General features: G+C 63.3%; 16 protein-coding genes and 1 pseudogene. 11 read left to right on the forward strand and 6 right to left on the reverse strand.

Features of this window, described 5'->3' with window-relative positions; genetic code table 11:
• Positions 1-179 precede the first annotated feature (179 nt).
• Together G3446_RS20640 and G3446_RS20645 are read left to right on the forward strand one after the other, a co-directional pair.
• Complete coding sequence (locus tag G3446_RS20640) at positions 180-692, forward strand: transposase (RefSeq protein WP_164454832.1); 513 nt, start codon at positions 180-182, stop codon at positions 690-692.
• A 53-nt stretch (positions 693-745) separates the two neighbouring features.
• The gene (locus G3446_RS20645) at positions 746-6,454 is read left to right on the forward strand and encodes a DUF4214 domain-containing protein (protein WP_164454834.1); all 5,709 of its coding nucleotides are present in this window, start codon (positions 746-748) and stop codon (positions 6,452-6,454) included.
• A 134-nt stretch (positions 6,455-6,588) separates the two neighbouring features.
• Here the strand turns inward: G3446_RS20645 and G3446_RS20650 are convergent, their stop codons facing one another.
• Complete coding sequence (locus G3446_RS20650; protein ID WP_164454836.1) at positions 6,589-6,837, reverse strand: hypothetical protein; 249 nt, start codon at positions 6,835-6,837, stop codon at positions 6,589-6,591.
• 211 nt (positions 6,838-7,048) lie between these two features.
• On the opposite strand from G3446_RS20650, the pseudogene G3446_RS29240 reads away from it, so the two are divergent.
• Positions 7,049-7,796 (forward strand): annotated as a pseudogene (locus G3446_RS29240) (transposase); the annotation flags it as partial.
• A gap of 280 nt (positions 7,797-8,076) precedes the next feature.
• Positions 8,077-13,647: an excinuclease ABC subunit UvrA gene (uvrA, locus tag G3446_RS20660; RefSeq protein WP_164454838.1), complete on the forward strand. Its 5,571-nt coding sequence runs from the start codon at positions 8,077-8,079 to the stop codon at positions 13,645-13,647.
• Here the strand turns inward: uvrA and G3446_RS29000 are convergent.
• Positions 13,606-15,288, reverse strand: a complete 1,683-nt coding sequence (locus G3446_RS29000) for a diguanylate cyclase (protein WP_164454840.1) — start codon at positions 15,286-15,288, stop codon at positions 13,606-13,608. The two genes, uvrA and G3446_RS29000, sit on opposite strands and share 42 nt — an antisense overlap.
• 626 nt (positions 15,289-15,914) lie before the next feature.
• Here G3446_RS29000 and G3446_RS20670 point away from each other — a divergent pair.
• From G3446_RS20670 to G3446_RS20700, 7 genes are all read left to right on the forward strand, one after another.
• Complete coding sequence (locus tag G3446_RS20670; protein ID WP_164454842.1) at positions 15,915-16,079, forward strand: SCO family protein; 165 nt, start codon at positions 15,915-15,917, stop codon at positions 16,077-16,079.
• A gap of 152 nt (positions 16,080-16,231) precedes the next feature.
• Entirely contained in the window at positions 16,232-16,477 is a 246-nt protein-coding gene (locus G3446_RS20675; protein ID WP_164454845.1) for an SCO family protein, read from the forward strand.
• A gap of 120 nt (positions 16,478-16,597) precedes the next feature.
• On the forward strand, positions 16,598-18,124 hold the full coding sequence (locus G3446_RS20680; RefSeq protein WP_164454847.1) for a methyl-accepting chemotaxis protein: 1,527 nt from the start codon (positions 16,598-16,600) through the stop codon (positions 18,122-18,124).
• 177 nt (positions 18,125-18,301) lie between these two features.
• Entirely contained in the window at positions 18,302-18,886 is a 585-nt protein-coding gene (locus G3446_RS20685) for a Tll0287-like domain-containing protein (protein WP_342450170.1), read from the forward strand.
• A 47-nt stretch (positions 18,887-18,933) separates the two neighbouring features.
• Positions 18,934-19,461, forward strand: coding sequence for a hypothetical protein (locus G3446_RS20690; RefSeq protein WP_164454849.1), 528 nt, complete (start codon positions 18,934-18,936; stop codon positions 19,459-19,461).
• Between the two features lie 12 nt (positions 19,462-19,473).
• Entirely contained in the window at positions 19,474-20,673 is a 1,200-nt protein-coding gene (locus G3446_RS20695; protein ID WP_164454851.1) for a protoporphyrinogen/coproporphyrinogen oxidase, read from the forward strand.
• Between the two features lie 50 nt (positions 20,674-20,723).
• Complete coding sequence (locus G3446_RS20700; protein ID WP_164454862.1) at positions 20,724-21,224, forward strand: CreA family protein; 501 nt, start codon at positions 20,724-20,726, stop codon at positions 21,222-21,224.
• 47 nt (positions 21,225-21,271) lie between these two features.
• On the opposite strand, the gene G3446_RS20705 is transcribed toward G3446_RS20700, so the two are convergent.
• The 4 genes from G3446_RS20705 to G3446_RS28235 form a co-directional block, all read right to left on the reverse strand.
• Complete coding sequence (locus tag G3446_RS20705) at positions 21,272-22,279, reverse strand: coiled-coil domain-containing protein (protein ID WP_164454853.1); 1,008 nt, start codon at positions 22,277-22,279, stop codon at positions 21,272-21,274.
• Entirely contained in the window at positions 22,276-23,973 is a 1,698-nt protein-coding gene (locus G3446_RS20710) for a SulP family inorganic anion transporter (protein ID WP_164454855.1), read from the reverse strand. The genes G3446_RS20705 and G3446_RS20710 overlap by 4 nt, the downstream gene beginning before the upstream one ends.
• Before the next feature lie 299 nt (positions 23,974-24,272).
• Positions 24,273-24,716 (reverse strand): GNAT family N-acetyltransferase, encoded by a 444-nt coding sequence (locus G3446_RS20715; RefSeq protein WP_164454857.1) that lies wholly within the window; start codon positions 24,714-24,716, stop codon positions 24,273-24,275.
• 35 nt (positions 24,717-24,751) lie between these two features.
• On the reverse strand, positions 24,752-25,036 hold the full coding sequence (locus G3446_RS28235; RefSeq protein ID WP_245232637.1) for a hypothetical protein: 285 nt from the start codon (positions 25,034-25,036) through the stop codon (positions 24,752-24,754).
• Positions 25,037-25,406: the final 370 nt, after the last annotated feature.

The raw sequence follows: 25,406 nt of genomic DNA on the forward strand, positions 1-25,406 counted from the left end.
CGACCAACACGCCGCTCAGCGCTGACTTCCATCAGCTAGCCCGATCGTGTAACCATCAAATTCGCTGACCGCACTCACTGCCAACGAGACTGTGAAAGTATCCCGCGCCGCACGAGATCAATAGGGCATGATTGGTAAACTACCGGCTGAGAGATAAACCGAGTCGATGAGGGGTGTCGATGTCGCAGAGCGCTGAGCAGATCGAGACGCCGGAGGCGTTCGCGCTGTGCCCACCCGAAGCGAGTGCAGGCCCGCGCAGGGCGAAGCCGGCCAACGGGCGGGGACGGCGCTACAAGTGCGGGCCGGCACGCGCGCAGCTGACGCTGTTGCCGCCTAGCGTGGAGGATTACGTCAGCGCGGACAATCCGGTGCGCGCGATCAGCGCCTTCCACTACGATGCCGAGCACGACGGCTATCACTGCCCCGGCGGGCAGCGCCTCAACCCCGTCGGCAAGCCCGCCACGCGCAACGGCACCGTGCGTCAGCGCTACCGAAGCAAGGCGAAGGCCTGTGCCGACTGCGCCCTGCGAGAGCAATGCCTGAGTGCCAAAGGCACGCGACGCGAGATCGAGCGCTCCGTGCATGCTGAGGCCGTCGAGCGCCACCGCGCGCACACTGAAAGCGAGCACACTCCTGGAAGACGGACCTCAATCCGGCGCCACTTCGTTTACGCATCGTCGGCCATCGCTTAAAGCAGAGCGATAGCATTCCATAAACCCCTACCATCTCTTAAGGATTATCCGACATGTCTCACGGATTTCACGCCCCTCCGGCCGTCATCGGTCTCGCTGCCACACCTGACAGACTCATCTGGGCCCTGTGCCTCCTGTGCCTCCTGTGCCTCCTGTGTGTCTTGCCAATTCGTCCTGCATATGGGCAAGAGCGGGACAACCGCTGGCAGATCACCGAAATCTACCTCGCTACCATGGGTTATGCGCCGGATGCAGAGGGACTGAATTATTGGGTCGGCAACATCGAGACCCGTGCCGAATGGACCCCGACCACGGTCGCCCAGAGCTTCTTCGATCAACCGCTGGTCCAGGAGCAATACCCACCCGGCCAGGACAACGACACACTGATCCAAGCGCTCTACCAGAATATCTTCAATCGCGTGCCGGATGCCGATGGCCTCGCCTATTGGCGCGAGGAGCTCGCCGCGGGCCGCGTGCAGCGCAATCAAATGATCATCGCACTGATCAACGGCGGCTGGGCCAACCCCGATGCAACGGCAGACATGGCCCGCTTTGCCAATCGGGTCCGAGTAGCTCTGGCATTCGCCGACTATCAGACCATGAATGGCATCGTCTACACGTTGCTCCCGCCCGACGATCAGCTCTATCTCCGTCAAGCCGGGCGGGATGTTCTGGTCGATGTTGATGGCGGCGAGAACGACGACCAAGTTGGTATCGATCGTATCCCCGGATTGCTCGCCCCCCTGCTGGGTGCAGAGACTGAGGGCACATTGCAAGGCCAGATCCTGTTCGGTGAGGCCAGCTTCGGAGCCATTACGGTAACTGCGTATTATGGAGAGACCACGCTTGGTTCGACAACGGCCGCTGCCGACGGTAGCTTTCGCCTACCAATAGCCATCACAGTCGGCTATGGGCCTCATGGCGAAATTGATGACCTGCGTCTGGTCGCTGAGCATGATGATCGAACAATGATGCAGTCCGTTCGACCGGATGATCCCAACACCTGGAGCAACATTCATTTCTCCCCAGAAATCGAAGCCTACCGCTGGTATCGCGAGGTGCTCGGCGGCGTCTCCGAAGACAATTTTTTCTTCTTCGTCCAGGACAATTTTACGGCAGGACGCGTCCGCGAGGACAGCTCATATGCCGGTTTATTACGCGATCTCGCACAGGACACCGCCGACTACTTCTATGAAGGCGTCCAGCGACCGGAAAACACAGAACTATATAACCTGATCACAACCCACCTTACGCCTGATCGGATTGCAGCAGACTCCCCCGGCGAGTGGCCTGATAATCAATCCGTCGCGGCAGGAATGCCATTCACGCTTAATACCTTACCCCTTGGAACTTTCGAAGGAGAGCAGAGTTCGTCATGCGATGTACTTCAACTCAACGAAATACGCTTTCAGTCCGGATCTCCGGCCAGTAACCAGACTTGCTATCTTCGCTTCCTCAACGACGACACGTACTCCGTCGTCGCCATCCCCTTGGTTACACTCGAGCAGAGCACGGTTTTCTCCGAACGTATCGATGCGCGCACCGGGCTCACTATGAGTCAAGGGCGCACGATCATCGACATTCCCGCCTTTGCACTAAACCAAGACACCGAGTTAACGGTCACCGAATTGAACGGCGACGCAGTCACCAGCTTAGGCCGACCGGTACTGAGTATTAGCGGCGGAATCGACTTCAATCTACCGATCCGCATTGGTATCCGCTATGCGCAACTCGGCATTGACGACCCTTGGAGCTATCGCTGGTGGATCAACGACAGTGCGGAGGGTCATGCGCTAACACCCGCCGAAGTTATCAATGGACTAGTTTATTTCCAACTGACAAACACACGAATAAGCAACGAAGAAGTCTCCCTATCGACAACCAATGATAGAGAAGCGTCACACCTTGCCATAGCGCAAACATATTCGGCATGGGCTCGGGATCTCAGCCTGTTCTTGAGACCACTTTCAACCGTTGCCAAAAAACCCTTCAAATACAAAACGATCGAGCCAGAGTTTGCAAATAAAGAATACTATCAAAGATTCTCTAAAAATCACACTGGCGGCGACTTTTCCATGGTGGAAAACTCCACTTCCAGCACCGATACAGCCGGCGAAGACGTCCTAGCCATCTGTGACGGCATCGTGATCTTCAATAGAACCGCAGATACCACGAGCGATAACCATTTTAACGGCGCACGATTACTAAACCCCACCAATTCAAAATGGGACAGCGTCATTGGAATAAAGCACAACTGCGCTGGCTCTACTTATTACGCATATTATGGCCACACCAGCCCCGTCGAAGACCTCGCTTTTGGCAGCAAAGTAGATCAAGGCGAAAAAATCGGGGAGATCTATAGCATGGATTGGAGAGAGACCGTCGGCGTAAACTCTCACCTTCACCTGACAATATTGAGCGGATATGGACTGACGAGCCCTAAGTATCAGTACCTATCCTCAGACAAACCAGGAACCCTTCAGCCATCTGTACTTGAAAGGCAATTCGGATACCCTAATTTGCGCGCCTGTTTGACTGGAAACGATATATCAGGATTCACTCTCGATCAATCAGATGAAAATTGCAGCCCAATCGCATTCACCAGTTTCGGCTGGGGAAGAGTTATCGCGAAACTAAACGGAAGCTCTCGCTATATTAAACCTGAAGCCATGAAGCAATTGGGATTCATTGATCCTACAGATTTATGGGCAACAATTCATAGCCACTTTGCCTCTTCCCCGATTTCCAGTTATCTAGGCCAACAGATCCTTGGCGCGCACTCCGGCGGTCGCCATGAGATCTATGTTTCTGGAGTCATGAATCCAGATGACCCCGAGTGCTACTTGAAAGATGGCTCTCAAATCACCGGAAACCCACGGCAAGAAGGCGTCTACCGAATCGAAGCTCAATCGACGTTGAGACTTCAGGTCGATAATGTCGACACAAGGTTCTCAAAGATCTGGATCGATCACCTAGGACACGAAGACCATCGAATGACAAACTTCAGTATCCGGGATAATTTCTATTTGGCCCCATCGGCGGGTTGCGACATCCTCAATGGACAGACGTTTGTTTCACCCGTCTTCTCTACTTTCGAATCATCAGAACCGGCGGAAGAGTCCTTTCTCTCCATCTTTTCTTTCCCCTACTACGGAGCGAGGTATTTCGGCGAGGGAGCTGCAGAGCCCTGCGCCACATCTCCCTGCCAGACAGGAACGATTCCTGGATTCCTTGCACCGCTAGGCGGGACACAGGTGATTTTGTCTCCTAGTGAAACGGCACAGTTTTCTCTAACACTTTCGGGCCAGTATTTCTTAATGCTTCGGCTTGCCGAAGGAGCGCAAGTGAGCCAGGCTACCGGCGACCTTGAGATCGAGCTACAGCGACTCGATCAGACTGGAACTCGACTGCCAGACGTTCCCTTGAAGATCAATACAAGACGCCTAGATATAATCGACGGATACAGCGGCTGGTACCTTTTAGAGCCAAGCAACGAAGAAGACCGGCGTGTGGAATTGCAAGGACCATCAAAAGTAGTGGTCTATTCGAATAGCGAACATGTCGCTCTCGACGCTATACGGGCGGTATCAAGGGATACGCTGTTATTCGATGCGAAAAGAGTGGAGCAAAGAGTCAATATCGGCTCACAAGTTACGCGCTGCCTCGCCTGGCTCAATATGGGCCTAGAAGCATATGAACCCACAACCCAATCTTGGTACCCACTAAAGCAATCGCGTTACTCTTCACAGAATCCCTGCGAATCAAATGTTTCTGTCACGGCACAAACAACTTCAAGCGCATCGGACAATCCCTCTTTCGAGATCGAGATCGACGATCTAGCTATCGGCGATTACAGGGTGACCTATTCCGTTCCCGATGGGTCCCTGCAACCGGTGCGTTACGACTTCAAAGTCGAAGAGAATGACCCCGAGTCGACTCGCTTGCAGAACATCACGCTTGGAGAGAGGTCCGTTAGCGATGTTGCGGTAGAGGTCCATGATGCCACCAACAATCAGGTCATCTCAGGCGCCACAGTGGGACTGATCGTCGGATTCACGACTGACGATGACCCCACGGTTGTGGAGATAGCGCAAACTGAGACCGATGGATTGGCTCGTTTCGATTCGCTTCCTAATGGATTGTATACTGCAGAGATTCAGGCCACCGGCTACGGCAAGGCGAATGCAGAGATTCAGGTTCTCGGAAACGAGACATTCAGACGCTTCGTCAGCCCCCTATTGGGCGCCTCGGAAGCTCGCATCACCTTGCGCTGGGGAGAGAACCCAAGCGATCTCGACTCCCATCTCCGCCGCTACACCAGCGGCACTCAGGATTACGAGGTCTACTATTCGAGTCCAGCGAGTGAGGATGCCTTGCTCGATATCGATGTCACGAGTGGCTATGGCCCAGAAACCATTACGATCGACCCACTAGGCAGCGCACGAGTCTATCGTTACGTCGTTCATCACTATGCCGGTTCGGAGTCGATCGCGACATCCGGTGCGGTCGTATCGCTGACGATTGGCGATACGACACACGAGTACTATCCACCAGGCGAGATGGGCCTATACTGGCATGTGTTCGATATCAACAACGGTGTCATTGAGCCATGTCAGCAGAATTGCATCTCCGATGGCTGGCCAACCCTCGCGTCGATGAGCGCCAACCTGTCGATAGACAATCTTCCACCCGGCGAGGCTGATCCCTGGTTACCACCCAAACCGTCGAGCGATGCGCTCGACTTGGTGCCCGACCACTCGAATGTCGTCTTGGAGGGAGTGGGAAGCGACTCGATCCAACAACGCCTACCGACGCGATCAGTCGCTGCGATACGAGCAGAGCGCGCCATGGATGAACAGGCGACAACGGCGCCCATCTTTGTCACGAGTACAAGTCTTCTACCTGAAGACACGAATGTTGGACGTGATATCTACTATTACGACGCCTCGACGGAGCACTTTTTCCTTCTGACCCGTTCGTTCAGAGGAACAGCGGCTAACGGCGATAGCCATAGCCCCCGCCTCGACACGCATGGCCATCGACTTCTGTTCTTGTCTCGTGCAACCGACCTGGTGGCCGGCGAGCAGAACGGCGCCCAGCATCTCTATTCGCTGGATTTGGATACGGGGATGATCAGTCGATTGTCGGAAGTCGCGGGAGGTGAACCTGCTGACGGCGATGTTAGTCAGCTCGAATTGGCATCAGAAGCGGCTAAGGTCGTATTTCGCTCCGAGGCCCGCAATCTCGAAGACGGACCCGGACTTTACCTGCAGGACATCGATACCGGGCTTCGTGAGTCACTGGTAACCTCTGGTTTTGCGCAGATACCCTCCGAGGCCGAACGGCCAGCGATCGACGCGCGCGCAAACCTCATCGGGTTCGACCGTCCCGATCTAGATGGCAAGCGCCAGATTCATCTGCTCGAGTTGGCGACCGGAACCGAAAGACAAGAAACTCCGCTCGACGCACTCACGGTTTCGGCCTGTTGCGCACGGATCAGCGACGATGGACGTTATCTGGCTTGGCGTGAAACAGATATCGATGGCGCGGTCAGTCTAAGGGTGCGCGACACGGTCACGGAAACAGATGCCCTCATCGACTGGCCGGAGGCGATCACGAACGATACAGACGACATGCGCCTCGAATTTCGTGGCGGCGGGCGTGAGCTTTGGTGGATCTCCACGGAACTCGGTTTGGAGTTGGAGGAGACACGCTACAAAGCACCAAATCCGGTGTTCGTCGCACCGACGAAACAACATTGATGCGCTGCAGACTGGAGCGACCATAGAGGCACCCGGCACGCCAGGCGTCGTTACCGACCGCTGGCGTGCCCCCCTGTCATACGAACGAGTTTTGACCCTGTTCTCCAAACAAGCCGCTGCCTACCGGACGTAGCTTAAGACTTGAGATCCGTCTCGATCCGGTGGATCGCTGTCACGGTCGCATTGGAGAGCGGCGTAAAGCGTTCGGAGAACAGACGATCGGCCTGGTCACACTCGCCAGCGATCACATGGCAGGGCGCGGTAGGGACGACGGTTACCCGCCCCCCGCACGTCACCGTCATGAAGAAGAACACCAACGGGGCGAACAGTGCGTCGGTGAGTCGCTTCGCCTTGGCCAGATGCGCGCACAGGCACTCGGACAAGGCCGCCTCCTCGGCGATCCTCTCCTGAGGGTCGAAGAGCGCCCGAACCGTCGCGCAAGCTCCTCTGGGGTCTGCGCCTGCTCATGCCCGAGGTCTTAAGAGGTGATCGGCCTGGCTCATTTCACCGCTCAGCGCTTTCGCCTGGGCGCGACGTGCTTCGGCTCGCTCGCGTGTAAAGCCGAGCTGGACGTAGTCATGGAGCGTCCGATCAATGCGGACGACAAAGGCGCTGAGCGCAAAAGTCGCCGCCTTGAGCGAGGAGCTGGCCAAAGCGACCCGGGAGGGTGACACCCAAGGGCAGCGCATCGACCAGTTGCTCGAGTATATCGAGCTGTTACGGCGCAAGCGCTTCGGGCGCAGTGCCGATCGCGTGCCCGACACCCAGCTGAGCCTGTTCGACGAGAGCGAGCTCGAAGCACTCATCGGGGAGCTTGAGGCGCAGCTACCGCAAGCCCTCGAGAGGCAGCCGAAGGCGTCTGAGCCGACGCCCAGGCCGCCCAAGCGCAAGTCGGTGCGCCACCCACTGCCCAGTCCTTGCCCAACGTCGAGCGCATCCTTGATCTGCCCGAGGCGGAGAAGGGGGCGATGGGCGAGGATTGGGGCTTCTCGGCTATGACAGCTCCGAGCAGCTCGCGGTGCTGCCGCGCCAGCTCTACGTCATCACCTACAAGCGCGCCAAGTACTTGCCCCGCGATGAGACGGTCGCAGGGGCGGGGGCTGGGGTGAAGATCGCCCCGCGCCCAGCGCAGATCATCCCCAAGTCGCTCGGCCACAGCTCACTGCTGGCCTCCCTCGTCAGCGCCAAGTTCGTCGACGCCCTGCCGCTGTATCGCCAGGAGAAGATCTTCGCCCGCGAGGGCATCACGCTAAGCCGCCAAACCATGGCCGGGCTGCTAATGCAGCTGCAGAGCCCGCTCGCACCGATCGCGGCGGCCCTCAAGGCCGCGCTGCGTCAGGGCGCGGTGGTGCAAAACGGGATGGATCAATCCGGTCGTTCGCCGGACGCTTACCGGGCGGACGCGATCAGGGGCGGCCGGGGCGCGGCTCACCGATGTGGTTGAGAGCCTGCCCTACAGGGTGCCGACCTCAACCGTTATGCTTGACGCGTCGGTCGCCTCGCTCGGCAGCTGCTCCAGACAGCCGCGATACTGTGCGCCGATGCGCACCTCGCCGTCGAGAGTGTGACACCTGGTCTACAATCGAGCTCCGACCCAATGCAGCCGCACGAGCCCCGCCCACTTGAATGACCACATCCGCCTCCGCGGCGTCCGTCAGAACAACCTCAAGAACCTGGATCTGGACCTCCCCCTCGGCGAGCTGATCGTGGTGACGGGCGTCTCTGGCTCGGGTAAGTCCTCGCTGGCCTTCGACACCCTCTACGCCGAGGGGCAACGGCGCTATGTCGAGACCTTCTCGCCCTATGCGCGCCAGTTCCTCGACCGCATGGATCGCCCCGCTGCCGACCGCATCGAGGGCATTCCGCCGGCCATCGCCATCGACCAGACCAATCCGGTGCGCACCTCGCGCTCGACGGTCGGGACCATGACGGAGCTGAACGACCACCTGAAGCTGCTGTTCGCGCGGGCGGCGCAGCTCTTCTGCCAAGGCTGCGGCCGACCCGTGCGGCGGGACACGCCGGAGGGGATCTGGGAGACGCTGCTGGCCGAGGCGGGCACTGAGGCCCCGCGCCTGCTGATCGTCTTCCCGGTCGCGGTGCCCGAGTCCCTTGGGCTGGTGTCCGTCAAGGAGATGCTGGCCCAGCAGGGCTATATCCGCCTCCTGAGCGAAACCGCCGAGCGGATCGAGGTGATTCAGGACCGCATTCGCCTGACAGCGGAGAACCGCGGCCGCACCGTCGAGGCGCTGGAGACCGCCTTGAGCAAAGGCCACGGCCGCGCCCTGGTCTACCCGCTGGATGCGGACAAGCAGCCGGGCGCGCCCTGGCGCTTCTCCTCGGACCTGCACTGCGCCGAGTGCGACATTTCCTACGCGGAGCCGACGCCCAATCTCTTCTCCTTCAACTCGCCCTCTGGCGCCTGCGACAGCTGCCGCGGTTTCGGCCGCACCATCGGCATCGACTGGTCGCTGGTGGTGCCGGACGTCTCCAAGTCGCTGATCGAAGGCGCCATCAAGCCGCTCCAGACCGACACCTATGCCGAGGTCCAGGAGGACCTGATGCGTTTCGCCCACAGGCGCGGCATCCCGACCGACGTTCCTTGGCGCGACCTCACGGATGCCGACCGCGCCTGGGTCATCGAAGGCGACGGCGACTGGGACGACGGCGTCTGGTATGGGATGCGCCGCTTCTTCGCCTGGCTGGAGGGACGCAGCTACAAGATGCATGTGCGGGTGCTGCTCTCGCGCTACCGCAGCTATGACGGCTGCCCGGCCTGCGATGGGGCGCGGCTGAAGGATACGAGCCTGAACTGGCGCGTCGGCTCCAAGCCGCTCGCCGACGCGGCGCTGGAGCCGGAACTGCGCTTCCGCCATGCCCGGATCGAGATGCCCCAGGCGACCTGGCAAGCCCTCCCCGGCCTCAACATCCACGACCTGCTCTGCCTGCCGATCGCGCGCTGTCGGGACTTCTTCGACGCGCTCCGGCTCGACGGCGCCATGGATCAGGCGATGGACCTGCTGCTCGCCGAGATCCGCGCCCGGCTCGGCTATCTCTGCCAGGTCGGGCTCGGCTATCTCACCCTCGACCGTCAGTCCCGCACCCTCTCGGGCGGCGAGGTCCAGCGGATCAATCTGACGACCGCGCTCGGCACCTCGCTGGTCAATACCCTCTTCGTCCTGGACGAGCCGAGCATCGGGCTGCACCCGCGCGACATGGGCCGGGTCGTCCAGGTGCTGCAGCGGCTGCGCGATCGCGGCAACTCGCTGCTGGTGGTGGAGCACGACCCTGAGGTCATGCTCGCCGCCGACCGCATCATCGACATCGGCCCGGGACCTGGCGAGCATGGCGGGCGTGTCGTCTTCCAGGGGCCGCCAGACGACCTGCTCCGGTCGACGGCCTCGCTCACCGGCGACTATCTCGCCGGCCGCAAGCAGGTCGCGCCGCCGCGTCCGCCCCAGGCACCGGATGAGGACAGCCGCTGGCTGCACATCCAAGCCGCCAGCGCGCACAACCTCAAGGCGCTGGACGTCGCCATCCCGCTCGACCGGCTCGTCGTGGTCACGGGCGTCTCCGGGTCGGGCAAGTCCACCCTGGTGCAGGAAGTCCTCTACAACGCCCTCTGTCAGCTCAAGGGGCATCCGGAGGGCCAGTCTGGCGACCACGGGGCGATCGAAGGGCATGAGCAGATCGCGGACGTCATGCTGCTCGACCAATCCAGCATCGGCCGTACCTCGCGCTCCAACCCGGCGAGCTATGTCGGCGCCTTCGACGTCATCCGCAAGCGCTTCGCCCAGACGCCGCTCGCTAAGGAGCGCGGCTACACCGCCGGGACCTTCAGCTTCAACAGCGGCGACGGGCGCTGCCCGACCTGCGGCGGCAACGGCTTCGAGCACCTGGAGATGCAGTTCCTCGCCGACGTCTATCTGCGCTGCCCGGACTGCAACGGTCGGCGCTACCGCGACAGCCTGCTGGAGGTGAAAATCGCCGGACACCCCGACGGCAGCGAGGCCGCGCGCGCCTGCTCCATCGCCGATGTGCTGGAGATGACGGCGACCGAGGCGCTGGCCTTCTTCGCCAATGACAAGGACCTGCGCCGGGTCTTGGAGCCGCTGCAGGCGGTCGGGCTGGGCTATCTGCGGCTTGGCCAGCCGGTGCCGACCCTCTCGGGCGGCGAGGCCCAGCGCCTCAAGCTCGCCGGACAGCTCGCCAAGTCCGCCCGCCACAAGGCACGGGGCGGCGGGCTGCTCTTCCTCCTCGACGAGCCGACCACCGGGCTGCACTTCGCCGACATCGCCGTGCTGCTGACCGCCTTCCGGCACCTGATCGACCGCGGGCACTCGCTGCTGGTCATCGAGCACAACCTGGACGTGATCGCCGCCGCCGACTGGCTGATCGACCTCGGCCCAGAGGGGGGAGACGCCGGCGGCGCGCTGGTCTGCTGCGGGACGCCGGATGAGGTCGCCGCGCACCCGGACAGCCACACCGGCCAGGCGCTCAAGCGCTATCGCGCGGAGCAGGCGGATGCTACGCACCGGGCGACGAAGGCACCCGAGCTGAATGCCGTCGCCGATAGCGCCGGGGCCTATGCCGCGACCCAGGCCATCGAGATCCGCCACGCCCGCGAGCACAACCTCAAGGACCTGACGCTCCGCATCCCGCGCGACAAGCTGACCGTCATCACCGGCGTCTCCGGCAGCGGCAAGAGCACCCTGGCCTTCGACATCCTCTTCAACGAGGGCCAGCGGCGCTATCTGGAATCCCTCAACGCCTATGCGCGCCAGTTCGTCCAGCCGGCGGCGCGCGCGGACGTCGACGCCATCTTCGGCATCCCGCCGACCATCGCCATCGAGCAGCGCACCAGCCGCGGCGGCGCCAAGAGCACGGTCGGCACCCTGACCGAGATCCATCACTATCTGCGCCTGCTCTACGTCAAGCTCGGCATCCAGCACTGCCCGGACTGCGGTGTGCCCATCGAGCCCATGACCCGAGACGCCATCCTGGCCCGCATCCAGCGCGACCATGCCGGCGCCCAGATCACGCTCATGGCCCCCATGGTCGTGGCCCGCAAGGGGCTCTACAAAGAGCTGGCCGCCTGGGCCGCCGGCAAGGGGTGGCCCCTGCTGCGCGTCGATGGCGAGCCGATCGAGACCGCGCGCTGGCCCAAGCTCGACCGCTTCCGCGAGCACGCCATCGACCTGCCGGTGGGCGACGTCCGGGTCGAGCCCGCTGAGGAGCCCGCGCTACGCGACCTGCTCGCCCAGGCCTTGGAGCTCGGCAAGGGTCAGGTCCGCTTGGTACGCCTGATCGACGGCCTCTGGGGCGCCGAGACCAACTACTCCACCGAGCGCGCCTGCCACGGCTGCGGCCGCGCATTTCCGGAGCCCGACCCGCGCCTCTTCAGCTACAACTCCAAGCACGGCTGGTGCCCGACCTGCTTCGGCGCCGGACAGGTCATGAGCGGCTTCGACGCCGAGCAGACGGGCGAGGAAGGGCAATGGCTGGAGGCGGACGCCGAGGGCGCCCAGACCTGCCCGAGCTGCCAGGGCGCGCGCCTCAATCCCGAGGCGCTCTCGGTCCACTTCCGTGACGCATCCATCGCCGATCTCTCGGCCCTGACCGTCGAGCGCGCCGCCGCCTTCCTCGACCGGCTCGCGCTGGAGACCCGTGAGCAGGCCATCGCCCAGGACCTGCTCGCCGAGGTGCGCGAGCGCCTGCGCTTCCTCGCCGAGGTCGGCCTCGGCTATCTCACGCTCGACCGGGGCGCGCCGACCCTCTCCGGCGGCGAGGCCCAGCGCATCCGCCTTGCCGCCCAGCTCGGCTCCAATCTGCAGGGGGTTTGCTACATCCTCGACGAGCCGACCATCGGCCTGCACCCGCGCGACAACCGCCTGCTGCTCCAGACGCTGAGCCGGCTGGAGGGCAAGGGCAACACGGTGGTCGTCGTCGAGCACGACGAGGAGACCATCCGCCGCGCCGAGCACGTCATCGACCTGGGCCCCGGGGCCGGCGTGCGCGGCGGCGCGATCATCGCCCAGGGCACGGCGGAGGAGCTGGTCGCCAACCCGGCCTCGCTGACGGGGCACTTCCTCGGACGGCCGCACGCGCGCTCACGCCCTCCCCGCCCGGTCGACGACCAGGCCGACTGGCTCGCCGTTCGGGGCGCGGAGGTCAACAACTTGAAGGGCCTGGACCTGCGCCTGCCGCTCGGCCGGCTGGTCTGCGTCACCGGCGTCTCCGGCTCCGGCAAGTCGACCCTGGTGCGCGAGGTCCTGGTCAAGACGCTCGCCAATCTCCTGGCCGCCAAGCGGCCAGGCCAAGGCTCAAACAGGAGTCGCGCCCGCAAGGCGGACCTGGTGGGCTGCGCCGGGCTCGCCGGCTGGCAGGGCCTGACCCGCGTGCTGGAGGTCGACCAGACCCCCATCGGCAAGACGCCCCGCTCCTGCCCGGCGACCTATGTCGGCTTCTGGGACGCCATCCGCAAGCGCTTCGCCGCCACCCAGGAGGCGCGCATCCTCGGCTGGACGCCGGCGCGCTTCTCCTTCAACACGGCGGAGGGCCGCTGCCCGGCCTGCGAGGGCCAGGGTGTCCAGAAGCTGGAGATGAGCTTCCTGCCGGACGTGCGCATGACCTGCGAGGTCTGCGGCGGTAGCCGTTTCGACCGCGAGACGCGCGAGGTGCGCTACAAGGGGCTGGATATCGGCCAGGTACTGGCGCTCGGCATCGACGAGGCGGTCGAGGTCTTCAACGCCCACCGCGCCATCCACCACCCGCTGAGCCTGCTGCAGGACGTCGGCCTCGGCTACCTGACGCTCGGCCAACCGAGCCCCACCCTCTCCGGCGGCGAGGCCCAGCGCATCAAGCTGGTCACCGAGCTGTCCAAGGCCAAGCCCAACGTCGAGGGACCAACCAGCCGGCCGACGCTCTATGTGCTGGACGAGCCCACGGTCGGACTCCACATGGCCGACGTCGAGCGCCTCATCGCCGTGCTGCACCGTCTGGTCGACGCCGGGCACTCGGTGCTGGTGATCGAGCACAACCTCGACCTCATCGCGGAGGCCGATTGGCTGATCGACATGGGGCCTGAGGGTGGCGAGGCTGGGGGGCAAGTGGTCGCCGAGGGCACGCCCGAAGCGGTCGCCCGGGGCAGCGAGCTACCGACTGGACGTGCCCTCCAGGGTCACTTCGGGCATTGATTCCGATGGCGGCTGAAGCTCCCCGGCGAGCGCAACGCGATCCTTGCCGGCGTGCTTTGCGGCATACATCGCCAGGTCGGCGGCACGCAAGAGCACCGACATGGCAGCGCCATGCTCCGGGTAGAGCGCGACGCCGATACTGGCGCTGACCGATTGACCCTGCCAGCGCAGCCGGCTGAGACAGGCACGGATCTTCTCGGCCACAGCGCGCGCGGTATCCGAATCCGGGAGCTCGCAGAGCAGAACCGCGAACTCATCGCCACCGAAGCGGGCGACCGAGTCCTCCGAGCGCATCCGCACGGTCACCCGCAGGGCCTTCGCCACGTCCTTCAGCACCTGATCGCCGACCTGATGGCCTTGGGTATCATTGATGGCCTTGAAGCCATCGAGATCGATCATGAGCAAGGCGCAACGGCGGCCGTGACGATCCGCCCGAGCCATCTCGCGGGCGACGCCCTCCTCGAAGGCGCGTCGATTCGCAATCCCGGTCAGCGCATCCAGGTGCGCTAGCCGCTCGAGACGCTCGTTGGATTTGCGCCGCTCGCGCACGATGGAGAGCATCGAGCGCACACCCACGGCAAGGAGCACCAGGATCACGAGGCCGACGATCGCCAGTGGCACGAAGATCTCCGCATGCCGCCGGGCGATCAGCTGCTGCGGAACCCGTGTCGTGAGGTACCAGACGCGCCCATCCACGCCCTCACCAGGGCTCACCTTGGCAGCGATGAAGCGGCTGGTCTCCGCGACGAGATCGAAGGCGCGGTAGGTGTAGAGGCCAAGATCCGTATAGAAATGCCCCCCAGGTGCCAGGACCATCCGTGACCAGGCGGCCGGGTCCTGGATACCCAGTCGTTTGTCCTGCCCGTCGGGCAGCATGAAGCCCCAGCTCATGTCCGGGTCGGGGCCGAGCAGCCAATAGCCGTCGCGATTGAGCAGCATGGCCTCACCCGACGACATCCTTCCGACGCTGCGCAGCAGGTCCAGAAGCTCCTCGGCGAGATAGTTCACCAAGACGATCCCGCGCTTGCGGCCATTGAGATCCACGACGGGCGTACCGACTCGGATCATCGGCTTGAGCGGCTGCTCGATCGCGCCGTGCTCGATGTTGAGATCGAGCACCGAGATATAGACCTCGCCGCGCTCCAGGCCGATGGCCTCCTCGAAATAATAGCGGCCGCGCTTATCCTGGAGCTGGGCCTTCGGGACGATGGCCGGCCGGCCAGCGTTGTAGTTGACGCGGACGACCTCACGGCCGCTCGCGTCGATGAAGCGGACCTGGTCGTAGATTTGGGTGTGGCCGCTCACCGCGAGCAGCTCGCTGGCGATCTCCTCCAGGCGTGCCTGGTCGCCCGTCTCGAGGAATTCCAGCAGCTCGTTCTCCTCGGCGAGGATGAGCACGTCGGCCACCACGTCCCTCAACAACCGCCGCACCGAGGCGGACTGCGCCTCGACCGAGGCCGACTCCAGGCTTTCGAGGCGTAGAAAGGCGTCTCCGGCGATCCAGTGGTAGAACAGCAGGAGAACGACGAGGGGGACGGCCGCAAGCGGCGTGAAGAGCTTCCAGAAACCGAGCCGCGAATCCGTGGCGCGCTCCAGGGCATGCGACGCGGTCTTGAGCAGGGGCAGCTTGGTATGGCTCACGATTGTGTCGTTGATCGAAGCATCGTGGGAAGACGCGAGGACACCGCCGAGTAGCGCGCTCCCGAGCACAGAATGCTCGACAACGCCATTATTAAGAGTGGTCCAAACCTAAGTAGACGAGTGAGTGCGAAGTCCACCGAATCCCGTGCCAGCGTTGATGGAGTGCGCCACGCTTGCACGCAATTAAGCATCGGGTTGAGCGAAACCAGGGTCGAGGCCCCGGGCGACATCTGAAGGTCAGCCACCAGCCCCTGCTCCTAGATAGGTCTTCCATCATCATCGCCTCCGCGCCTCGCCAACCGCTCCATGGCTCGGCTAAGGATATTCCAGATTTGCAGCAGGGTACGAGGAATCACCGCAAATCCCTAAGGATACTCATGGATTTCGAAACGGCTGATGCGTCCGCATAGAGGCTCCGATCGGGCATCGCCGCCCTCCTCTCAGCGCGTCCAGCTCATCCCCAGCGAGATACAGCATCCAGGGAGTCCAAGACCGCCGCCTTGCCGAGGCACCAGCTCGCCAAGGCTGTCGCTCGTGCCGTGGTGATCGCGAGCGCGCTCCGCCTCTTCGCACTCACGGCCGTCCTCAAGTCGCCCTTCGCGGAGCGCGACCGCTAGGGGCGCCCCATGGACCTCGCGGCGCCGGATTTCAGCCTGCGCGACACCAAGGGGCAAGGTGTCTCGATCGCGGACTTCCGCGACAAGCTCGTCTACCTCATGTTCGGATATCTGAGCTGCGATCAGGTCTGCCACGCCCAATCCCTGACCTTTTACCTTAGAAAGGGCAGTTGAACCGCAAAGGGCACAAAGAGCGCAAAGGATTTCAACACCTTGTCTGCGAAGCGACGCTCACCCAGAGGTTAAAGCGACGTAGCAATGCAAGCCTCTGTTTTTCTTCGTGTCCTTCGCGCCTTTGCGGTTCCAATTGCCGAATCTAGGTTTACATGCTGAGCCGAAGGATTTCGGACGAGTGGGTCAGCTTTCTCTTCCTCGACATGGACCCGGCGAGGGACACGCCGGAAAAGATCAGGCAATATTTCGAGGCGTGGGCAGCCAGCTTTAGGGGACTCGTCGCCCGGGACGTGGCAGAGGCTCAGGCCATCGCGGCCAGGTACCACGCCTACTTCAGCACCGAGCCCGCGATGGACGCAGCCGGATATCGCATCGCCCCCCCGGCTGGATCTGCCTAATCGACCCCGACGGCGAGATCAGAGCCCTCTACAACGGAGTCAATCTCGATGTGGAACAAATGCTCGGCGACCTAGAAATTCTCTCCTCGGATGATCACGGCCACTGAGAGCACGACCCTGATGAAAACAGCGATTCGGAAGGCGCAATCCAATGGCGCCCGGGAGCGCCTCCTTCGTTACGACAGGATTTTGCTGGTGATCCTACTCGGGCATCTGCCGGTCACCATGCTCCTGCTGCCCATGGGCTATGGCACTCAGAGCTTCGCAATCTTCGCCTCCGTCCTGGTCGGCGTCGTCGCTGTCGCGGCCTATCTTCTGCTGCGCGGCACAGCCGCCTTCGGCCTGGTCTCCGGCATCCTGCTCATGACGCTCTCCGCCATCATGATCCAGACCCAGCTCGGGCGGATCGAGATGCACTTCCACATCTTCGTCGCCCTGGCCTTGCTGCTTATCTACAAGAACTGGGTCCTTGTTATCGTCGCCGCGGCCCTGATCGCCGTGCATCATCTCGCGCTCACGGCCCTTCAGCTCAATGCCGTCAGCGTCGGCGGCATGCCGATCATGCTCTTCAACTACGGCTGCTCGTGGAGCATCGCCTTCCTCCACGCCGCCTTCGTGGTCTTCGAGGCCATCGTCCTGATCTACTACGCCATCTTGATGAAGCGGGACGAGCGCGTCGCAGAGATGCTCGTCGACGCCGTCTCCAGCATCGACGAGAGCAACGACCTCACCGTCCAGATCCCAGACACCGGCAGCTCGCCGGTCATCGCCGCCTTCAACGACATGATCCGCAAGTTCGGGACCCTGACCGCCGACGTTTCCAGAGCCGCCCAAGAGATCAAGACCGTCTCGGGCCAGCTCGACGAGATCGCCCGCGCCGCCGAGAGCGAGATCTCCTCTCAGCACAGCCAGACAGGGCAGGCCGCGACCGCGATCACCGAGATGTCCCAGACCATCATGGATGTGTCCGAGAATACCCGAAACGCCGCGTCGGTCGCCGCCAGCGCCAATGACAAGGCCTTGGACGGGCATGAGCGCTTCAACGAAGCCGTCCGCTCCACGACCGAGCTCCAGCGGGTCATGGTGGAAGCATCCGAATCCATCCGCCTGCTCGAGAGCAATGCGGTCAGCATCGGCTCCGTGGTGGATGTCATCAGCAGCATCTCGGAGCAAACCAATCTGCTGGCCCTCAACGCGGCGATCGAGGCGGCGCGCGCCGGCGAGCACGGCCGCGGCTTCGCCGTGGTGGCCGACGAGGTGCGCACCCTGGCGCAGCGCACCCAGGACTCCACGACCGAGATCCAGGACATCATTCAGAAGATCCAGAAGGATATCGAGGGCTCGGTCTCCAAAACCGACTATGGTCAGCAGAAGACGACTGAGACGTCGAGCGAGATCCTCCGCGCCGGCCTGGCGCTGAACGAGATCCTTGAATCCGTCTCCCAGATCAGCGACATGAACGCGCAAATCGCCTTGGCGATCGAGCAGCAGTCCGACGTGGCCGAGGGCATTACCAGCAACATCGTGACCATCTCGACCCACAGCAACAATGTGGTCGACAAGGCCAAGCAGAACCTCAGCTCCGCCGCGACCCTGAAGAGCGTGTCCGAGTCCTTGGCGCAGCTGGTGTCGGCCTATCGCCTCTAGCGATGCTGGCGACCCGGTCCTAAAGGGGCGCGCGGCCCATGCTCGAGGGACGCGCAAAAAATGTCCACGGCATGCGATTCATCAAAGGCCGCGAGCAAGTATCCAGGCAGAATACTCGGTTTTAGACGCTCACCCAGAACGCCTTTCCGTATTTTCGACAAACCAGGAGAACAGACCGTGAAGACAGCCATCTTGATCACCGCAAGCGCCGCCAGCCTGATGTTCGCCTTCGGCAGCCTCAAGGCTGCGGATGAGGCGCCAGTCAATCCCAACGTCGGAGAGGCCAAGGGCATCATCAAGCAGTTCGGCGGCCAGCTCGTCTCCGAGCTGAAGTCCGCCATCAAGACGGGCGGCCCGGAGCATGCGATCGGCGTCTGCCACAAGCGCGCACCGGCCATCGCCAATGGGCTCTCGAAGTCGTCCGGCTGGGATGTGAGCCGCGTCAGTCTCAAGACTCGCAACACGGAGATGGGCACCCCGGATGCCTGGGAGACGGCCGTGCTCGAAGCGTTCGAGTCGCGCAAGGCCGCCGGCGAGGACGTCAAGACCATGGCCTTTGCCGAGGTGGTCGAGGGTCCTGACGGGGAACAATTCCGATTCATGAAGGCCATCCCAACTCAGGAAGTTTGTCTGGCCTGTCATGGCTCGGAGATCACCGAAGAGGTCGCAGCGAAGCTCGACGCGCTCTACCCTGAGGATCAGGCACGCGGATTCAGCGTCGGAGACATTCGTGGCGCCTTCAGCCTATCCAAGCCCCTGTAATCCCTGATTGAGCCGACGCCCCGGTCAGGGTCTGGAGACGGACACCTATGTCAGACGCCAGATTCGACATCAGCTTCAGCGGCACCTTGAAGCCGGGCGCCGATCCGGCCTGGACGCGCGAGCAATTGCGCGTCCTCTTCAAGCTCGATGACAAAGGGCTGGATCGCCTCTTCTCGGGCAAGCCAGCCCTGATCAAGCGTAACGTCGATGCCGACACCGCCGACCGCTATCGACGTGTCTTCGACGAGACCGGGGCGATCGTCGACGTGCTCCCCGCTGGAGAGGCCAAGCGCTCCAGCCCGGAATCCGGCGGCGCGGATCACCCCAGCGCGCAGCCGACCACCGAGGGGGCCAAAGCCACATCCGACCTCAGCCTGGCCCCAATGGGCGACTTCCTCGAGGAGCCCCCGGAGGTTAAGATGCTGGAGCTGGATATCAGCCATCTGAGCCTGGTTCCCGGTCCGGGATGGACCCTGGAGGATTGCGAGCCGGCTCCCCCCAACATCGATCCGCCCGACACCAGTCACCTGACACTGGAGAAAATGGAAGCTCCACCGGACGACGAATCGCGCTAGCAACGCCGCCCCATGCCCAAAGACTTCGACCACATCGTCATCGGCGCCGGTATCAGCGGACTCGGCGCCGCCCATTTCTCCAACCGTCGCGGCCGCAAGACGCTGGTCCTGGAGTCCAGCGACCGCATCGGCGGCTGCATCAACAGCCAAGCCTTCGCGGACCTCGGCGGTTTCTGGACCGAAGCAGGCGGACACACCTGCTTCAACAGCTACGGCAACATGCTGACCATCCTCGACGACCTGGGACTCACCCGCCAGGTCCAGCCGAAATTGAAGGTCGGCTACTCGCTCTGGAAAGACGGCAAGCGCCGCAAGATCACCTCGCAGCTGCACTTCTTCGAGGCAGCCGGCGCCATCCCGCGCATCTTCAAGGCGCCCAAGGAAGGCCGCAGCGTGCGCGACTACTATGGTGAAGTGCTGGGGCGACGCAACTACCAAGACCTGCTGCGACACGCCTTCCAGGCCGTGATCTGCCAGCCGGCGGACGACTATCCGGCCGAGGCGCTGTTCCGGCGCAAGCCGCGCCGCAAAGACGTCATCAAGGCATTCACCTTCGCCGAGGGCATCTCCACCATCCCGAGGGCCATCGCCGCGCAAGACGGGCTGGAGGTCCGCACGGGACAGCAGATCGCCGAGATCCAGCCTCAGGACACAGGCTTCAGTGTGCGGCTCCAGGACGGCTCGGAGCTGTCTGCGGATGCCGTCACGCTCGCGGTGCCCCCAGATGTCGCGACCCAGCTCATGCCGGCAGACCTCGAAGCGGCGCGCGACGCCATCTCGGGCATCGGGATGTCGGAGATCGAAACCTTCGTGCTGGCCTTCGACAAGTCCGATCTGGACGTCCCCCCCATGGCCGGCCTGATCGCCGTGGAAGACGCCTTCTACTCCGCCGTGTCCCGCGACTTCCTGCCGGACGCCCGCTATCGCGGCTTCGCCTTCCACTTCAAGCCCGGGACGCTTAGCCCTGAAGCTCAGATCGAGCGGGCTTGCACCACCCTCGGCATCCGCCCGGACCGCATCACTGCGCAGGCGCGCGTCTCCAACCGCTTGCCGGCCCTGCGCAGCGGCCATGGCGAGCGCGTCGCCAAGCTGGACGCCGCACTCGCGGGATCACGGCTTGGCGTGACGGGAAATTGGTTCATCGGTGTCTCCATGGAGGACGCCCTGACCCGCAGCCGTGCGGAATCCGACCGACTCTTCGGGCAGGGCTAGCCAAACCCTGGAGCAACACCGCTCATTGGACGATGAGGAGAGATCAGATGATGCGCCACCTTCTACTTGCATCGGCACTCGCCGCGTTCTCGATCGCCACGCTCGCCGAGGAGATCGGCAGCGTCTCCACCAAGTTCAAATGGATGGGCCCGAACGACAAGATCGTCATCGAGGCCTTTCACGATGAGGACGTGCCGGGCGTGGTCTGCTATCTCAGCCGCGCCAAGACGGGTGGCGTCTCGGGCGCCATCGGCGTTGCCGAAGACACCTCGGACGCCTCCATCGAGTGCACCCAGATCGGCCCCATCCAGCTCCCGGACGACGTTCGCTCGGGCAAGCGCAACGGCGACGAGGTCTTCAAGAAACGCACCTCGCTCGTCTTCAAGAGCCTTCAGGTCGTGCGCTTCTACGACGCCCCGCGCAATGCGCTGGTCTATCTGAGCTACAGCGACCGCGTCATCGAGGGCTCGCCCAAGAACAGCGTCTCCGCCGTCGCCATCCGGCCCTGGGCACAGGCAGCGACGACACAGGCCGGCCCGGCGGGGAATTAGTCGACTCGCCCTCAAGCATCTTCGCGCCTTGGCGGCTCAAGACAACCTCAGTACAGATACCGCTCCGCCGCCCGCGCGAAGTCCTCCCGCGGCGGCAGATCGCGCGGTGAGAAGCTCAGCGGCAGCATGACGACACGACGGCCCAAGACATTGTGCAGCTGCCGAAGAAGGATGCGCCGGGCGCTGGGGTGATCCGGCGCCCGCTGAATATTCATCGGGTCCAGGAAGAGCTCGATCTCGGAGCTCCAGAGCTGGCTGCTAGCCTGCTCCAGTGTCTCGATCAAAATCGCGAGGTGCGACTCGAGCAGGCTCGACTCCGCGCCCAGTGCGCCGAGCTGGGCACTGATGCCATCCAGCTCGGCCTCGAGCGCAGCGCGTGTCGGATGCTCGGCCTCGGGCGCGTCGAAGCTCCAGCCGCCGCTTTCCAGAGTATCCAGCTTGCGGCGCAGCAGATCGCGCTGCCGCTTGAGATCGGCGCGCTCCACCTTGGCGCTGGCAATGCGCTTCAAGGCGAGGGTCAGCAGATGGTCGAAGGCCCGCCGCTTGAGGAGACGACGCGTCTCCATCTCATCGTCGGCGGGGTCGAGCAGGCGGTGCGCCGAGAAGGTCACCCTGACCTGGGCGACCTCGCGCTGGATGCTGTCGTTTACCAGCTCCACACCCAGCCCCTTCCGCTCCTGCAGCTCGGCCAGCAAGAGTGCCGTGATGCGCCCTGCTCCGGCACCGGGTCCCCCGAGGTAGTCATGCAGCTCCGCATCACGGCCCAAGGCTTCCAGCATCCCCTTCGACGACGCGAAAACCGCCCCCAAGCAGGGCGTCTGAGAATAGTCGGTCGGCCCCGCCGCGACCGGCTCGGGGATGGCGTCCACCAGAGCCACGACATGGTCGATCGCGCGAATGACCGGGGCGCGCAGCCGCTTCTGAAACCTGGAGACGAATTTGATCCGGGGGTCGGTGGCCTCGACCGCCCGCTCGATGGCCGCCTCGACGAGCCAATCCGGGTAGCTGGTCCCTACCAGATCCTGCTTACCGAAAATCGATTGGAAGAGCTTCATGCATCCGCCCCCGCATCTCTGCCCCGCCCTTGCCGCCGCATGACCGCTTCCACGGCCGCGCGGATGGAGAAGAAGATATTTTCCTGTCCGATCGTCTCACCCAGCCGCATGGCTTGGCCGTACTTGCGCATGTAGAGCTTGGGCCGCGCGACCACCAAGCCGACGCCACGCGCCTTGAGCTGTCCATGGATGTCCTTGAGCGCCTGCGCCCCCGTCGAATCCAGCTGCGTGATGCTCTCCGTGCTCAGCACCACCCAGGTCGGCCGAAGTGTCGTCTGCTCCACCAGCGACAGCAAGCGGGATTTGAAATGCTCCGCGTTGAAGAAGAGCAAGGGGGCGTCGAATCTGTAGATGATGATGCCGGGAACCGGCTTGGCCTCCGGAGAGAACGCCAGGTCGTTGTAGCCGTCCAGACCCGGAACCACGCCGAGCAAGGTGTCCTGCGGGCGATAGATGCGCATGAGCACGTTGATCAGGGCCAGCAGAATCGCGATGACGACTCCAGGCAGCACGCCGATGGTCAGCACCCCGAGCGTCGTCAGGCCCGCCAGCCAGAGCTCGAACCTATCGATCCGCCACAGCTGCCGATAGGCGGCCAGATCCAAGAGGCCCCAAGCCGAGAAGATGAGCACGGCGGCCAGCCCGGCAACGGGCAAAGCGCTCAGTGGCGCGGCGAGGAAGAGCGCCACCACCGCCGTCGCCAGCGCGGCGAAGACGGAGACGAGCTGGGTCTTCCCGCCACTGGCGTCGTTGACCGCCGTGCGCGAGTCGGCACCCGTGATGGCGAAACCGCCGAAGAAGCCGGAGGCCACATTGGCGAAGCCGATCGCGCGCATCTCCTGGTCCGGATTGATGGTCTCGCCGCGCCGGGCGGCGAAGCTGCGCGCGGTCAGCATGCCGCTGGTGAAGCTCACGATCACCAAACCGATGGCCCCCATGAAAATGCCCTGAAAGCCCTCGTAGCCGATCCGCGGCAGATCGAACCCCGGCAGGCCGGACGGCACCTCGCCGATCAGCTGGACCCCGTGACGGGTCATCGCCAGTCCATAGACCGCCACGCCCGCCGCGACGAGTGCAATCAGAGCACCGGGCGCCCGAGGCGCGAACCGCTTGGCGCCGATCAGGAGGGCCAGCGTCCCGAGCCCCAGCGCAAGACTCCAGACATTGACCTCGCCGAGCCGATGCACCAGCTCGACGATGGCCGGCCCGACATCGCGATTCTCGATCGCGATCCCAAGCAGCTTGCCGAGCTGCCCCACGATGATGCTGATGGCGATCCCGTTCAGAAAACCGACCAGGATGGGTCTGGCGAAAAAATTGACGATGAAGCCCATCCGGGTCGTTCCACCCACGACCATGATGAGCCCCGCCGTGATCGCGAGCCCCGCCGAGAGTCTCAGGTAGTGATCCAGGTCGCCGCCGGCCAAGGGCAGCAGCAGCGCGGCGATCATGGCGCAGGTCGCCGCGTCCGGCCCAACCACGAGCTGCCGGGACGAGCCGAAGAGCGCGTAGACGAAGACCGGCAGCATGCTCGCGTAGAGCCCGGCCTCGGGCGGAAAGCCCGCGAGATTCGCATAGGCGATCGCGGTCGGGATCTGAACCGCCGCGACGGACAGCCCGGCGACCAGATCGTGCGAGAGCCAAGCGGGCTGGTAATGGCGAAGGTCGCCGAGCAGGGGTATCCACTGGGTCAAGCGGGCAGTCCTCCGCGATCTAGGGGCCGAGTGATCTGGTTCAGTGAAGGATAGACAGGATCGAGACCATCGACGCAGCTTTGGCTGCCACTCCCTGGCGTTGGCTCCGACACATCCGGCCAGGGAGACCGCGAAACAGGCGCCTGCCTCGAGCCAGTGACAGACGGCGCAACCCAAGCACGCAACGCCAGCAAACCGACTCGCGCCAGCGCCCGACACGCAGGGGCGCGCCCACCTTCACACCAGCCAACGCTCCGCCCGCCAAGAGTCGGTCGAGTCCGCCGCGCATATCGGCCCCCTTACAGCGCCTTTCGCATCAGGATCATCCCCGTGCTCTCCGAAAACCCCAACGAGCCATAGAAGCCCGAGGGCACGCTGTCTCGTTGCGTCAAGAGGTAGATCCGAGACACGCCTTCACCGCTGAGCGCGTCCTCCAGCTCGCGCATCAGTCGCCTCCCGATCCCCTGTCTTTGAGCCTCTTTGGCGACGCAGATCTCTTTCAGCCAGAAAACGCGCGCCCCATTCCACTGCTCGATCGCACCAATCAGGAGCCCACACAGTTGCCCGCGCTCAGTCGCCTTGATCGCGAACGACTTGGGACAAGACAGAAAATCGCCCAGCCGCTCGAAGACGTCATCGATACTCCAGTCCTCCTCCCAAGGCGCCTCACGAAAGCAGGCAACATAGAGCTCTGAGCACGCGAGCAAGTCGTCTTCGTCGATCTTTGAGAAAGCGAGTCTCATTTTGGCATCGGGCGACAGTGTCACGGGCGACAGTGTCAGGTCTTGCCTTTTGCCTCTTCGGCTGCGCGAACGATACGGCTGATCCGCGCGTAGTGCAGACCAAAATGGTCGCCGATTTGCTTCAGGGTGTACCCGCCGCTCGCGTAAGCCGCTGCAATGGCCTGGTCTCGATCGGAGTACAGGTTGACATACTCAGCCAGCGGCTTGGCGGCAGGCCGACGCTGCGCGAGGGGGACTTCGCTTAAGTCCCGGTCCTTCGGCACGCGCCGGCTAAGTTCGCCAACGAAGGCGTCCGATCCAAGAAAGACCTGCTGCTTCAACTGCCCCCCAAGGGCCGGGCTGGCCGATGCCCTCGGCGACGAAGCGCCGATAGTGGGCCACAGCTGCCGCTTCAGTCGAGCCGAAGGCCGATAGCAACCAATCCCGGCGCAGCCAATTCGGGCAGGCCGCATCACCCGCCGTCGCCGAGTAGCTGCTCCATGGCCAATCCTGAGGTCGCTCGAACATCCGTGCCCGCACCGGGTTGAGGACGATGTAACGTAACTTCTCAATAATTCACGGCACAGCCTCAGCGGCCAAGATCCGTTCGCGCACGATGTCCGGCAAGGGCGGGATGTCTCCGACCTGTCCGATGCGGTCGTTGAGGTCGTCCCAGAAGGAAATCCCGAGTTTTCGGCAGGTCTTCTTGAG

The sequence above is a fragment of the Thiorhodococcus minor genome (assembly GCF_010820565.1).
In the GTDB taxonomy this organism is placed as follows: Bacteria; Pseudomonadota; Gammaproteobacteria; order Chromatiales; family Chromatiaceae; genus Thiorhodococcus; species Thiorhodococcus minor.

Bases quoted from the DNA above. Each gene is read 5' to 3' on its own strand.
- G3446_RS20645 (WP_164454834.1), top strand. From the start codon at position 746: ATGTCTCACGGATTTCACGCCCCTCCGGCCGTCATCGGTCTCGCTGCC.
- G3446_RS20640 (WP_164454832.1), top strand. From the start codon at position 180: ATGTCGCAGAGCGCTGAGCAGATCGAGACGCCGGAGGCGTTCGCGCTG.
- G3446_RS20700 (WP_164454862.1), top strand. From the start codon at position 20,724: ATGCGCCACCTTCTACTTGCATCGGCACTCGCCGCGTTCTCGATCGCC.
- G3446_RS20680 (WP_164454847.1), top strand. From the start codon at position 16,598: ATGAAAACAGCGATTCGGAAGGCGCAATCCAATGGCGCCCGGGAGCGC.
- G3446_RS20690 (WP_164454849.1), top strand. From the start codon at position 18,934: ATGTCAGACGCCAGATTCGACATCAGCTTCAGCGGCACCTTGAAGCCG.
- G3446_RS20705 (WP_164454853.1), bottom strand. From the start codon at position 22,279: ATGAAGCTCTTCCAATCGATTTTCGGTAAGCAGGATCTGGTAGGGACC.
- G3446_RS20670 (WP_164454842.1), top strand. From the start codon at position 15,915: ATGGACCTCGCGGCGCCGGATTTCAGCCTGCGCGACACCAAGGGGCAA.
- G3446_RS20695 (WP_164454851.1), top strand. From the start codon at position 19,474: ATGCCCAAAGACTTCGACCACATCGTCATCGGCGCCGGTATCAGCGGA.
- G3446_RS20675 (WP_164454845.1), top strand. From the start codon at position 16,232: ATGCTGAGCCGAAGGATTTCGGACGAGTGGGTCAGCTTTCTCTTCCTC.
- G3446_RS20715 (WP_164454857.1), bottom strand. From the start codon at position 24,716: ATGAGACTCGCTTTCTCAAAGATCGACGAAGACGACTTGCTCGCGTGC.